The 12,391-nt window shown below is 61.7% G+C and carries 14 protein-coding genes and 1 tRNA gene; 11 read left to right on the top strand and 4 right to left on the bottom strand.

The annotated features are described in order from the left end of the window. The first annotated feature begins 22 nt into the window (after positions 1 to 22). The 9 genes from ABLE94_RS02450 to ABLE94_RS02490 all read left to right on the top strand — a co-directional run bounded on the left by ABLE94_RS02450 (position 23) and on the right by ABLE94_RS02490 (position 5,421). Positions 23 to 718, top strand: coding sequence for a cysteine hydrolase family protein (locus tag ABLE94_RS02450; RefSeq protein WP_348807950.1), 696 nt, complete (start codon positions 23 to 25; stop codon positions 716 to 718). A gap of 96 nt (positions 719 to 814) precedes the next feature. Next, positions 815 to 2,407 carry a SulP family inorganic anion transporter gene (locus ABLE94_RS02455; protein ID WP_348807951.1) on the top strand — a complete coding sequence of 531 codons (1,593 nt, stop codon included), beginning with the start codon at positions 815 to 817 and terminating at the stop codon, positions 2,405 to 2,407. 162 nt (positions 2,408 to 2,569) lie between these two features. Beyond that, positions 2,570 to 2,642: transfer RNA gene (locus ABLE94_RS02460), tRNA-Asn, on the top strand. A gap of 146 nt (positions 2,643 to 2,788) precedes the next feature. Beyond that, positions 2,789 to 3,178: a hypothetical protein gene (locus ABLE94_RS02465; protein ID WP_348807952.1), complete on the top strand. Its 390-nt coding sequence runs from the start codon at positions 2,789 to 2,791 to the stop codon at positions 3,176 to 3,178. A gap of 41 nt (positions 3,179 to 3,219) precedes the next feature. After that, positions 3,220 to 3,597 carry a hypothetical protein gene (locus ABLE94_RS02470; protein ID WP_348807953.1) on the top strand — a complete coding sequence of 126 codons (378 nt, stop codon included), beginning with the start codon at positions 3,220 to 3,222 and terminating at the stop codon, positions 3,595 to 3,597. 52 nt (positions 3,598 to 3,649) lie between these two features. After that, positions 3,650 to 4,213: an antirestriction protein ArdA gene (locus ABLE94_RS02475; RefSeq protein WP_348807954.1), complete on the top strand. Its 564-nt coding sequence runs from the start codon at positions 3,650 to 3,652 to the stop codon at positions 4,211 to 4,213. Positions 4,214 to 4,241: 28 nt separating this feature from the next. After that, positions 4,242 to 4,637, top strand: coding sequence for a hypothetical protein (locus ABLE94_RS02480; RefSeq protein WP_348807955.1), 396 nt, complete (start codon positions 4,242 to 4,244; stop codon positions 4,635 to 4,637). A 17-nt stretch (positions 4,638 to 4,654) separates the two neighbouring features. Then, positions 4,655 to 4,867, top strand: coding sequence for a hypothetical protein (locus ABLE94_RS02485; RefSeq protein ID WP_348807956.1), 213 nt, complete (start codon positions 4,655 to 4,657; stop codon positions 4,865 to 4,867). A 281-nt stretch (positions 4,868 to 5,148) separates the two neighbouring features. Further along, on the top strand, positions 5,149 to 5,421 hold the full coding sequence (locus ABLE94_RS02490; RefSeq protein ID WP_348807957.1) for a glutaredoxin family protein: 273 nt from the start codon (positions 5,149 to 5,151) through the stop codon (positions 5,419 to 5,421). A gap of 11 nt (positions 5,422 to 5,432) precedes the next feature. Here the strand turns inward: ABLE94_RS02490 and ABLE94_RS02495 are convergent, their stop codons facing one another. Beyond that, on the bottom strand, positions 5,433 to 6,479 hold the full coding sequence (locus tag ABLE94_RS02495; protein ID WP_348807958.1) for a hypothetical protein: 1,047 nt from the start codon (positions 6,477 to 6,479) through the stop codon (positions 5,433 to 5,435). Between the two features lie 164 nt (positions 6,480 to 6,643). Between ABLE94_RS02495 and ABLE94_RS02500 the strand changes: the two genes are divergently transcribed. Beyond that, positions 6,644 to 7,753 (top strand): three-Cys-motif partner protein TcmP, encoded by a 1,110-nt coding sequence (locus tag ABLE94_RS02500; RefSeq protein WP_348807959.1) that lies wholly within the window; start codon positions 6,644 to 6,646, stop codon positions 7,751 to 7,753. A 15-nt stretch (positions 7,754 to 7,768) separates the two neighbouring features. Here the strand turns inward: ABLE94_RS02500 and ABLE94_RS02505 are convergent, their stop codons facing one another. Both ABLE94_RS02505 and ABLE94_RS02510 read right to left on the bottom strand, forming a co-directional pair. After that, positions 7,769 to 8,512: a DUF5131 family protein gene (locus tag ABLE94_RS02505; RefSeq protein WP_348807960.1), complete on the bottom strand. Its 744-nt coding sequence runs from the start codon at positions 8,510 to 8,512 to the stop codon at positions 7,769 to 7,771. A gap of 137 nt (positions 8,513 to 8,649) precedes the next feature. Further along, complete coding sequence (locus ABLE94_RS02510; protein ID WP_348807961.1) at positions 8,650 to 9,231, bottom strand: peptide deformylase; 582 nt, start codon at positions 9,229 to 9,231, stop codon at positions 8,650 to 8,652. A gap of 194 nt (positions 9,232 to 9,425) precedes the next feature. Between ABLE94_RS02510 and ABLE94_RS02515 the strand changes: the two genes are divergently transcribed. Further along, positions 9,426 to 10,457 carry a sulfite exporter TauE/SafE family protein gene (locus tag ABLE94_RS02515; RefSeq protein ID WP_348807962.1) on the top strand — a complete coding sequence of 344 codons (1,032 nt, stop codon included), beginning with the start codon at positions 9,426 to 9,428 and terminating at the stop codon, positions 10,455 to 10,457. A gap of 169 nt (positions 10,458 to 10,626) precedes the next feature. Here the strand turns inward: ABLE94_RS02515 and ABLE94_RS02520 are convergent, their stop codons facing one another. Beyond that, positions 10,627 to 12,369, bottom strand: a complete 1,743-nt coding sequence (locus tag ABLE94_RS02520) for a DNA methyltransferase (protein WP_348807963.1) — start codon at positions 12,367 to 12,369, stop codon at positions 10,627 to 10,629. Between the last annotated feature and the right edge of the window lie 22 nt (positions 12,370 to 12,391).

The raw sequence follows: 12,391 nt of genomic DNA on the forward strand, positions 1-12,391 counted from the left end.
ACCCACCCCCGAGAGGATTCTCATGGTGTCCATCACCGCACAACCCGCCCCCATCGATCTCGACCTCGACCACACCGCGCTGGTCATCATCGACATGCAACGAGACTTTCTGTTGCCAGGGGGTTTTGGTGAAACCCTGGGCAATGACGTCGGTCAACTGCAGAAGGTGGTGCCGCCCCTGATGGAGTTGCTGGCGGCCGCCCGGGCGGCCGGCATGGTCATCGTCCACACCCGGGAGGGCCACCTTCCCGATCTGTCGGATTGTCCACCGGCCAAACTCCATCGCGGTGCGCCGAGCAAACGCATCGGTGATCCCGGAGCGTTCGGACGCATCCTCATTCGCGGGGAGTACGGCCATGACATCATCGACGAACTCGCCCCGATCGAGGGGGAGCACGTCGTCGACAAGCCGGGTAAAGGCGCGTTTTACGCCACCGATTTCGGGAAAATTCTGTCCGACAACGGGATCACGCAACTCCTGGTGACCGGGGTGACCACCGAGGTGTGCGTGCACACCACCACCCGCGAGGCCAACGACCGCGGATACGAATGCGTCGTGGTCTCCGACTGTGTCGGTTCCTACTTCCCCGAGTTTCAGCGCGTCGGCCTGGACATGATCGCCGCACAGGGCGGCATCTTCGGCTGGACCGCCGCGAGCACCGACATCATCGCTGCCCTCGCGGCCAGCGAGCGCCCCGGCATCGTCGCCGCCTCCTGACCCGACAACCCTCTCCGCCATCATCCCCGACACCCTCCGGCGATCCGTACCCGTACCCGCTCTCGCCACATCTGTTCTGCCGAAAGGATTTCCGTCATGAGTGCCACCGCCGAAACCGCACCGCCAGCACCGCAGACGCCCGGGCCCACCAACGTTCCGTGGTGGACCCGGGGCGACACCAACGCCTTTTTCGGGCTCGGATTCAACATCCTCGTCAACGTTCTCACGCTGACCGGGTTGATGATCGCCGTCGTCAAGATCCCCGCCGCCGACGTCCTGGGCACGGTGCTGCCGGCGCTCGGCGTCGCGCTGGTGCTGGGCAACGTGTACTACACGTTCCTCGCGCGGCGGCTGGCACAACGGGAGGGGCGCACCGATGTGACGGCGCTGCCGTACGGGCCGAGCGTTCCACACATGTTCATCGTCGTCTTCGTGGTGATGCTGCCGGTCTATCTGAAGACCGACGACGCGATGCAGGCCTGGCAGGCGGGTGTGGCGTGGGCGTTCATGATCGGTGTCATCGTGATGATCGGTGCGTTCGTCGGGCCGTACGTCCGCAAGCTCACACCGCGTGCGGCGATGCTGGGCACCCTGGCCGGTATCTCGATCACGTTTATCGCCATGCGACCGGCCGGGCAGATGTGGGATGCGGCATGGATCGGCCTGCCGGTGCTGGCGATCATCCTCATCGGCTTCTTCACCGATGTGAAACTACCCGGCAACGTCCCCGTCGGCCTGGCCGCCCTGCTGGTGGGTACCGCGATCGGTTGGATCGGTGGATTCATGTCAGTGCCCGATCTGTCGCAGGCGGTGTCCGACATCGCGGTCGGTATCCCGGATCAGCGATTCGACATGCTCTTCTCAGGTCTCGGCGACCTCGCGCCGCTGCTCGGTACTGCGATCCCGCTGGGCGTCTACAACTTCACCGAGGCGATGAGCAACGTTGAGAGCGCCGCGGCGGCCGGTGACAACTACAACCTGCGCAGCGTGCTGCTCGCCGACGGCGCCGGCGCCTGCATCGGTGCGGCGTTCGGGTCGCCGTTCCCGCCCGCGGTGTACATCGGCCACCCCGGATGGAAGGACGCCGGCGGGCGATCGAGCTATTCCCTTGCCAGTGGCGTCGCGGTCGGCGTGCTGTGTTTCGCCGGGCTGTTCGGTGTCCTGGAGGCGCTACTGCCGGTGCCCGCGATCGTGCCGATCCTGCTCTACATCGGTCTGTTGATCGGCGCACAGGCCTTCCAGGCGGTGCCGCGCCTGCATGCGGTGGCCGTCGTTGCCGCGATCCTGCCGAACCTCGCCCAATGGGGGTCGGGTCTGATCGACAATGCGCTGGCGGCGGCCAACACCACCGCCGCCGACGTCGGGAATGACGCACTGACCAACGCCGGACTTGTCTACAGTGGCCTGACCACACTGGGCCAGGGGGCCGTGCTGGTCGGACTGGTACTCGGCGCCATCGTCACGTTCATCCTGGACAAGAAATTCCACTTCGCGGCGATCGCGTGCGCCGTCGGAGCGGTGCTGTCGTTCATCGGATTGATCCACGCGCCGGAGGTGAAGTGGGCGGCCAACCCGGAGGTCGCTCTCGGCTATCTGTTCTTCGGCATCGTCTGCTTCGCCTACTGGTTCCTGCCCAACGCGCGGACGCCGGTCACCGTCGACGAGGCCGACGTCGTGGCGGGCCACTGACCGACGTGGGAACCGGCGTCGACGGCGTCGGCACTCATCGGGGGTGCCGACGCCGTCGAGGCCCTGAGCAGGCGTTTTGTCGTTTGCTTGCCCGATACGCTAGAGTCAGCGTTCGGTTCTGAAGGACTCCGCGAGGGGACCGGACGGAACCGAAACGAGCAATCCCCCATAGCTCAATTGGCAGAGCATTCGACTGTTAATCGAACGGTTACTGGTTCGAGTCCAGTTGGGGGAGCAGAGTTTTAGCAGGTCAGGCCCGGTCTTCGGACCGGGCCTCTTGTTTTTCCGATTCGCAAAAGCCCAGGTCAGATTCTGACCTACTCTCTAATCGCCTCTCTAATGGTCGAATCGCAGTCCTGCTGCCGACACGAGGAGGTCACCATGCGACGTCTGTTCGCCGACGAGTACAGCGAGGCAGACCAGGCCTCGCTCGACCCGACCATCCCCGTCGTCCCCCGCGACGGTAACCGAGTAGGTGCCGTCGAGATCCCGGCCGGTTGGGTCGGCATCGTCAACCAACTCCATGCCGACCTGACTGATGCCCTCGGCGACTACCGGGTGATCTCGGCCGGCGATAAGGCGGGGGCACTGCGCTACCTCGTCGACCGCAGATCCGACGCTGTCGATGCCCTGATCGCCAACGCCCGCGAGGCCACCACGCAGATCTGTACCATCTGCGGCAGCACGGCAACACCGGCCAACCCGCCACGCTGCGAGCGGCATCCGCGTCGGTCGACACCGCATGTCATCGCCCGGCCACCGGCGGCATAGCCGCAGGCCAGTGGGTTCTCCCGACAACAAGGGAGGACACCATGACCACCACCACCATCACCGACCCGTGGATAGAGCGGCAGATCACGCGGGGCCACCTGGCACCAGGAGCCCGCGAACTGAGCCGCGAGGATGCTGCGGCCCAGTACAACGAGGCAAACGCGCTCGAACCCACCGACCCAGATTTCCTGTACACACCCGGTCAGGCCCAGGCCGTCGCCCGCGACGCACTGGCCACCATCGACATCGACGTCGATCACGCAGCCCGCGTCGTCCTCACCGACGGACGCGCCGGCCCCAGGGCAGGCGCGTACCTGCTCAACGTCGGCCAGATCGAAGGTGCGATCGACCAGCACCGCCTGGTCACCGGCGAGTCGTTGTCGGCCGACGCTCTGATCCAGGCACTGCCGTGGGAGTGACCGACCGCAAGCGACAACACTGATGCCGGAATCACCCCTGGAAAGGCTCGTAGTGACTACTGAACATTACCGCACCAGCACCGAGGAACCCTCTATCTGGCTTGGCTGCCTTCATCATTACAACTGCGGAGTCCTTGTCGGACAGTGGTTCTCAGCAGTCGGTGCCGGCGAGGTCACCCTCGCTGACGTTCACGCTGGTTCCGGTCTCGGCTATGCGGAATGCGAAGAAATTCATGGGTTCGACGTCGACTGCATCCCGGTGAACCGCGAGATGTCGGCGATGGAAGCCGCGCAATGGGGCGAAGTTTTCGAGGAGGTCGGAACCGGGCAGTGGCCAGCCTTGTGCGCCTGGGTGCGCAGTGGCAGCTACGTCGCGCAGGGCGACACCGATCTACCGTGTGTCGGTGACTTCGAGGAACGCTATGCCGGACATTGGGACAGCTTCGCCGACTACGCCTACCAGCTCGCCGAGGATCTCGATATGTTCGACGGCCTGCCCGAGGACCACGTGGCAGTTCGGTATTTTGGTTGGTCGTCGTGGATACACGATCTGAAGATGGATCACAGCGTCGAGTCCGACTGCCACGGCGGTGTCTACGTCTTCCGGAGCCTTTGACGGGATCGACCAACGATAGGATCAGACCATGGGGAACTTCGACGAGGTCGACATCAGTGGAATCCATTGGCAGACAAAAGCTCTAGGCAAGACACTGCAGACGCGGGTGCCGGGCGACAGCGCTGAGGTTCAGCGGGTCGCCAGCAGAGACGACCCTGATGACATCGTGGGCTACACCTACGATGACCTACCTCGTCGCTATCTGGTCGAGGTCCACGCCGTCGAGTACCTACTGATCGAGGGTGGTCGCATCGTCGGGCTGGCCACCGACGCCGACCGCGAGGCACTCAACACCGACACCTTCGATTACCTGGGACGTGACGAGCACGACGAGGCGACTGCGGCGATAGGGGGCGAGCCGCGTCGTCCACCGCGACCAACGACGCCGATCAAGCGCCCCCCACCGCGGCCACGGCGGGGCTGATCGGCAGCATGCGGACCATGTGGATCGCGTTCGCGGATCTGCGGCCCGGGCATCGCCTCGTCGACCGACTCGACACGCTCGGGCCCGCGACGGTCACCGCAGCGCCGGTGGTGCTTGGGTCTGATGACGACGAGGAGGGCAAGGCTGCGGTCGAGGTCGCGGCAGGTGGGGGTGAGGTGACATCGATCGTCGACTACGTGCATGCGGCCAGACTTGTCGAGAGTCCGTGACCTTCTCGCCGTGTCGGTGTAAACTGTTGTCGGAGAGTGGTTCTCCTACGAAGCCCCGATCTGCTCGTGCAGCAGGTCGGGGTTTTTCGCGTTCGCTCGTCCAGCCCTAGTCGGGTGGCGACCGCGGTGGCCGGCCAAAGAGCGCGGCAGGCCACCGTGGCCCGGTGGTAGCGGACACGCAGCGGGGGTGGCGACATTTTCCGACGGTCGACGCGGTGGTAACGGGTGGTTGAATGGTGAAAACCATTGTGCTGCAAGGTATTTCGAGGTACTATAGAGGCATGAGAACCACAACCCCTGAGATCATCGTTTTGACCCAACCCAACTGCGGTGCTTGCAAGTTCGTCGAGAAGTCGATCGACGCTGCCGGCCTCGATGCCAGCTACCGCGATGTCCGTGAGGATGCCGACGCCGCCGAGATGTTGGTCGAGTTGTTCGCGGCCCACAAGCCCGGCGAGCACCCACGCACTCCGGTTGCCGTCGTCGACGGGACGCCGTACTTCGGCACGGCCGTGAGGGATGCGCTGCGGTCACGTGGTCGTGCTGCAGCGTGATTAGTTGAGGGTTACTTACCTCGAAGCTCGTCAATCTGACTGGAAATGTAGTTATCGATGGCAGCCTCTTCTGCGGCGTCGACCTCCGCCTCGGTAGCATCGTCTGATTCGAGATCGATCCGCATGTCGACCCCTGCCGAGTCGAGGTAGATGCTGTGGTCCAGCTTCAGGCGACATACCCCGCACTCAAATCGGTCGGCAATTCCTTCCCGGTCAACATATGGGATTTTCCGATGATGGTTGAAATCGTCATCTGGGTACTCGACAGTCGGCCATCCACGTTCCACCTGATACACAACCCAACCCATGTTCTTGCACGCGGGACACTGGTGCGAAAGCGCGACCTCGGTTTCTTCATCAAATGTCGGCGTGACCTCTGCAAACTGATGGATCACATCCGACCGGTCAGCATCGACCAAACTGAGCGTCAGTCGTCGATAGGCAACTCGCGCCCTATGGATGAGCGCCTCGTAGGCGGACTGCGCTTCAGTGGCTGCATCGTCAATAATCACCTTCACGAAGTGCTCGGCTTCCTCGCCGCCCCAGTACCACGTCCGAGTGCGAGCGTCCGTATTCAGATGCTCGAACAGCACTTCGGTCAGAATTACCAGCTGTTTGAACGCTTCCGTGTTGACCTTGGTGGAGGCGACGCCGAGGTGTAGTGCTGTGTTGCGCACTTGAAAGATCGGATCGAAATCCTCCCGCTTCAACCGCAGAGTGAATACCTGGTCGACCCGCTGCAATGCCGCCGGTCCGGCAACCGTCGTGAGTTTGGGGAGGCCGTCACGCGCTTTGGCGCGACCCGCCAAGCTAAGCGCGGTATCGACTGAAAAGCCCTTGTCAGGCAACAGGTGGAAGCTCTCCATGGTGAGGGCATGCTTCAACAGTAGTTCCGCCGCAGTACCAATCGATATCGCAAGGCGTTGTGCGTCCCACCCTCCATCGCTGGAGTGCAAGCTCACGGCTACTCGGGCGTGCATCGCCGACCCGTCGAACAACACCTTCGGCAGCTCATCGTATGGATACGCGTATGTTCCAGCCGGCCAGCCCTGACTCATTCCATCACAGTAGTTCCCGGTGGCGGGTTCGGTGAATGCGACACCAGGACCTTGATCCGCTATGTTCGCCGTTTGTCCGGATATGATCGGCGACACACTGCATTCAGCCTTGCGGGCGAGCTCGCACTGCCGACCGCGTTCGCACAACCCTTTTCGAGGGACAATTGAGAAAGACCGACAGCCTGCCCACCGTGTGGGAGCAACAGCCGCACACAAAGGCAAAGCACGACATCCTCACCCGCTATCTGGGTGCATGGTTTGGGATCTTCGGGTCGTCATCCCGCCACCGGCGGGTCAACGTCCTGGACGGATTCGCCGGGCCCGGCGTGTATGCCACCAATGAGCCTGGGTCACCGATCCTGGCGCTCCGTACGTTGCTCGATCACCGAGCTTTCCCTGGATATAGCGGCACTCAGTTCAACTTCATATTCAACGAGCTGAACCCCGAGCGGTTCACTTCGCTCAGGCAGGCCCTCGCCGACTTCGAGGCTGAGCGCAGCCCCTGGCCTCGGAACGTCGACGTCAAGCCGTGCAATATGAATTTTCAGCAACTCGCGCAGCAGATGATGGATGCAATCGGACCTGGCAAGCAGCTCGCTCCGACGTTCGCGTTCATCGATCCGTTCGGCTATCGGGACGTACCCATGTCGACGATCAGAGAACTCGTCAGCCATCCGGCATGCGAGCTATTCATCTACTTCGACTTCAATAGCGTCAACCGATTCGCTACCGCAGGCAACGTTGACGACCACTTCTCAGCACTTTTTGGATGTGATGATTTCAGGGACTCTCCGACGAGCGGTCCCAGTCGAAATCAATTCATCCACGATCTCTATGCTCGGCAGCTCCGTAAGGAGTGCGGCTTCGCCCACATTGCTAGCTTCAGGATGATCACTCGTGATGGGCATACGAGTAGCTATCTGTACTTCTGCACTCGTAACGATCAGGCCTACGACAAGATGAAGCAGGCCATGTGGGCCTTAGCACCCAGCGGAGACTACGGTTTCGACGATCGCTACGCAGACCAGCCGATGCTATTTGGGAACGAGGCAAACACCTCTCCACTTCAGAATCAACTAGCCGAACAATTCCACGACCAGACTGTCAGCATCGAGCAAGTCACCAACTACGTCATCAGAGAGACCCCGTTCCATAGCGGCCAGGTCAAAACGAAGACGCTTAGACCCATGCAGAAAGCCGACCGCATCTCATCACCCAACCAAAAGATCGCTGGTCAGTTCCCGCCTGGGACGCTCATCCGCTTCGACAACTAAGTTCAGACTATCTTGCTAGACAGCAAGTTTCGGCATGTCGTCCCAGGTTCGACCACCCAAATCGCGACCGTTCGCCTTAGGGGTCCGACCACCCCACTGCTTGAAGAAGAACGCAACATTGGCCTCGACGCACTGGTCCCGGATCTCCTCGACCCAAGCCGCGTCCATCGGCCGCGCCCGTGGTCCTGACTCGCCACCGGCGATCACCCAGTCGACACCACCCAGATCGAGATTTGGCAGCGCGGTCAGTAAGGGTTCGCACGACAGGAATCGCGTCGCGGCCGGCACCGCTCGCAGATGATCGATCCGGTCAACCACGTCGGCCGACTCCACCGACACTCCCATCCAGAGGTTACCGGGCCAATCGAGCTTGTCGGCCATGCGGGCCATTCGGTGCGCCCGCTTCGTCAGCACCTGGTAGGTGTGCTGAGGTGTTTCTCTCATGACATCGAACACGTCCCTGATGAAGTCGAGTGGCACCTTGGCGTGGAACAAATCGCTCATTGAGTTCACGAACACAACCTTCGGCGAGCGCCACCGAAGTGGTTGCACCAAAGCCCTTGGATGAGTGGTGATTGCGAAGCCTGGACCGGACGTCCGCGGATCACCATCGTTCTGGTATTTCTCAGCGCCCATCGCCTTGAGACGTTTTGCCAACGCAAGCGCGTAGCAGTTGTCGCAACCGGCCGCGACTCGATCACAACCGGTCACAGGATTCCAGGTGACCTCGGTCCATTCAATCGCGCTGTTGGTGGCCATAGTCTCACCTTTCACATCTGTCACAGGCAGTCTGTACGGCATCGACACCTAACGCAAGCCCGGACCGTCGATTTTGCATCAGAAAACCGATTCGGCATTGAAGTGTGGCCAACCTAAATCCTGCTGATCCCACATGGTTATGCACGATGACGAGGCACCGCGGGCCACCCGGTCGGGTAGAGGTCGGCGACCTCTTCGTGGTCGCGATAGAGCTCCTTACGCTTTCGCCGTGAGAGCCTGTCGCCAAACACGATTCCGTCAATGTGGTCTGTCTCGTGCTGCAGGCATCGGCCCAGTGTTCCGCCAGCGGTGATCTCAACTGGCTCGCCATATTGATCCAGACCGCTGCATGTCGAGGAGCTGGGTCGTGCGAGGACGGCGAACGCGCCGGGCAGGGACAGGCATCCCTCGCCGTAATCGACGAGCCGTCGGTCGTGGCCCTCGGGAACCTCGACGACTGGGTTGCAGACCACCCCGGTGCGGCGCGCACCAGTCTCGTCGGAGCAGTCATAGATAAAGACCGCGAGGCATACTCCGATCTGCTGGGCGGCGAGTCCGGCGCCATCTGCGGCAGTGTTCGTGGCGAACATGTCGGCAAGAAGATACTGCAGGGAGGTGCCGAAGTCGGTGACCGGACGGGCTGGCGAGTGCAGGACCGGGGCACCCCACCGAGTGATCGGACGCGGAGTGCCGAGACGCAGTAGTTCAGAAACGGGCATGGCACCAATAGTGCGCCCTGATCACGAACGGGACAACGCATCCGATGGGTCCTGAACCACGGTCCGCAAGCCGGTCGGTGACCGGACGGCTGCGCAGACGCGTGCTCAACAGCGGCTATGGGTGTTCGTATAGCTCGTCCGACTACCGCACTCGATTGAGGGACCCGTAATGATCTGTGTGCGACGCTGTCTTCGTGAACTCCGACAGCAGCGAACCGAGGAACGAGCAGAACTCGGATAGGGCGAGACGGTTTGATTGGAAGACTCTCGGGTGGGGTGCCGCTGTCTCCTTCCTGGGCTTGACCCTGATCGTTGCGTCCGGCCTCTCGCGAACGCATGAGTGGACTTCGGCCCTATTGCTCAATCTGGGTGCAGCGGTCTTTCTCGCTGTTCCGCTGCTAGCTGTCACACGGGTCCTGACTGGCAAGATCAAAGAGTCGGAAGCTACCTTCACGGCGAGGATCGAGCAGGTCAAGGCCGACACCGATGAGAAAATCAACCGACTTGCGGCGACGCTCGACGCTCGATCGACGGTGCTTGGCTGGTCGACAGAGGACCCCGATGCCGAGGATCTCTCGACGATGGAGCAGATTTGCAATCTCCTCCACTCCGGCATCACCTCCAAGCACGGATTCATCGTGCCGTTCATCAAGTCCCGAAGCATCTTCGTCTCGATCGCCGCAGCCGGCGACCACCAACTGCAGGTGACTCCACTCGACGCCAGACAAATCAGCGGGCACAACACTTCTCCGAAGGTCAATGACCTCGCACCAGTGTCCGTCAGCCGCGACGGAAGCCTGAATGATCTCGCAGCTGGAGCCCTGAAGAGCATTGGCGATGCCTTCCCCACAGCTGAGCGACTGTTCAACCCGATTGAGTTCGAAGACACTCTCCGGTCCCACATTCAGGCACTCGCAGCCCTCTACCAGGCGAACCATGAGGACGACTCCGAAGGGTTCCGCATGATCGTCAACGACCAATGGGCCCTCGCTGACGATGTTCTATTCCCACGTCGTCCGGGGTCACTTGTAGAGCTCAAGCAATCGACCGCCGGAGAGCAAGGGTGGCGCCCGTTCATGCTGGGGAAGAGCTGGGTCGACCCACATCAGCTGGATGAGGGGTTTCGCTGGGCATATGGCCTCGGCCTGACGACCGCTGCCGCCGTGGAGGGCGACGTGGCCTACTCAGACGATCGCTGGCATGCCAGCGCCCGGCTGACTGACTGAGGCCATCGCCTTCCATCAACAGTCCGACCCAACCGCCATACCCGTGTTTAGAAGATGGTCGATGAGCGAACACCCGGCACCGGCACGGCGTCGTTGGCCGCTACCTGATCCCCGAGGCGATCGTGTTCTGGGTGAACTCGACCCCTCCCAAAAAGACAAGCACTGACCGTTAGAACAGGTGCCCGGTCTGGTCCTTGACCTTCTGCTTTTTCGCCTCGATGTACGGCTTGTAGATCGTCGGTGGCAGTTGTGGCCGGTTACCCTTCATCAACTCTTTGACTGTGACGTGCTGAAGCGCCGGGAACTTCTGCTTGGTGATCGGATGCGCCCACACCCCGCCGTGGTTGATTGCATCCAGGACACCCCTGGTCGGCTCGCTGAGCGTGATCAGGATGCCCATCGCGGCCTTCTGTGCGTTCACTGTTCCCTGCAGGTCGCGCACCATCCCGGGGTTGAGCGACTTCCCGCCTTTGACCGACACCAGGAACTTGCCGACGCCACCCTTGCCGTCGAGCATGAAACGACCCACCCCATCAATGCCCTTGTCGCCGACCTGCTTCTTGTTGGGTTGCGCTCCGATCAGCGACACTGCCCAACGCTCGAACTCGAACGCGTCCTTGTTGAACATCGCCTGTGCGGCGGCGTAGTCCTTGGGGATGCCTGTGGTATTGAACTCCTTGATCACCTCGTCGCCGTAAGTGTGCTGCAGTCGCTTAATGATCAAGTCGATCGAGATGTAGGTGACGTCGATACCGATCCAGTTGCGCCCCAGCTTTTGCGCGGCATCCACCGTGGTGCCACACCCGCAGAACGGATCGAGTACCACACCGTCCTCTGGACACGAGGTATTGATGATGCGCTCTAGCAGTCCGGTCGGCTTCTGTGTCGGATAGTTCAGCCGCTCAGGCGATGTCGGGCCGAGATAGGCCACGTCGGCGTCGATGCCTGCATCAGTTCCTTCAAGAACGCCCGCGGTGCCCGGTTGGTAGGCCCAGATGTCGCCCATTGGGCTCCCGCCGGTCGAGTCGAGATAACGCACTGGTTCGGGCCACGCTCTGCCCGGGACGATCTCGATCAGCCCCTTCTGATAAGCCGCCTCCAACTTGTCGAGCACACCGAGCTGCTGTTCCTCGGGGCTGAGCTGCTCGTTAATGAAGCCCGGCACCGCCCAGTGCCGATTCTTCGCCGAGGGGTTAACCCCCCGCCAGGTCTGTCCCGACTCGCCGTCGGAAGCATCGGCTCCAGTAAGCACGTTTCCGCCACTGGTGAACTTCCAGCGTCCGTCGGGCTGCAAGGTGTAACGCGAGCGGACGTGCTCCTTGGTGTAAGGCGTTTTTTGGGGGTTGTAATAGAACCCGCTGGTCCCGATCGCCTTCGTGTAGAACAGGATCACGTCGTGGATCGGTCCGAACTTGCGCCCAGGCGAGTGTGCGCCAGTGCGTCGCCAGATGATCTCGTTCTTGAATGCCCGTACATCGAAGATGCCGTCCATCAGGACTTTGAGGTAGTGGCTCATCGTGGGGTCGCAGTGCAGATAGATCGAGCCGGTAGGTTTGAGCACTCGGTGCAGTTCCACCAACCTCGGAGCCATATTCGCGAGGTAGGCCATCGCGTCGTTCTCCCCGAGCATGGTGCGGAAGGCGGTCAGTACGTCGGCCACGGCTCCCGGTGCCTCGGTGACGAATTCGTTGAACTGCGACTCGGTCGTAGGCGTCCACTTCCAGGTGTCCTCGAACGCTTCGATCTGCGCGGAGGCGTCGTTGTCGATCTCTCCGTGTCGGTTGAAGATCACCGAGTAGTTCCGGTTCGAGTTGAACGGTGGGTCTAGGTAAACAAGGTCGACCGACTCGTCGTCGATGTACTTCTTGAGCACGCCGAGGTTGTCCCCGAAGTAGAGGTGATTCTTCTCCATGCGCAGAGCCTATTCCTGCGAC

The sequence above is a fragment of the Gordonia sp. VNK1 genome (assembly GCF_040049135.1).
In the GTDB taxonomy this organism is placed as follows: domain Bacteria; phylum Actinomycetota; class Actinomycetes; order Mycobacteriales; family Mycobacteriaceae; genus Gordonia; species Gordonia oleivorans.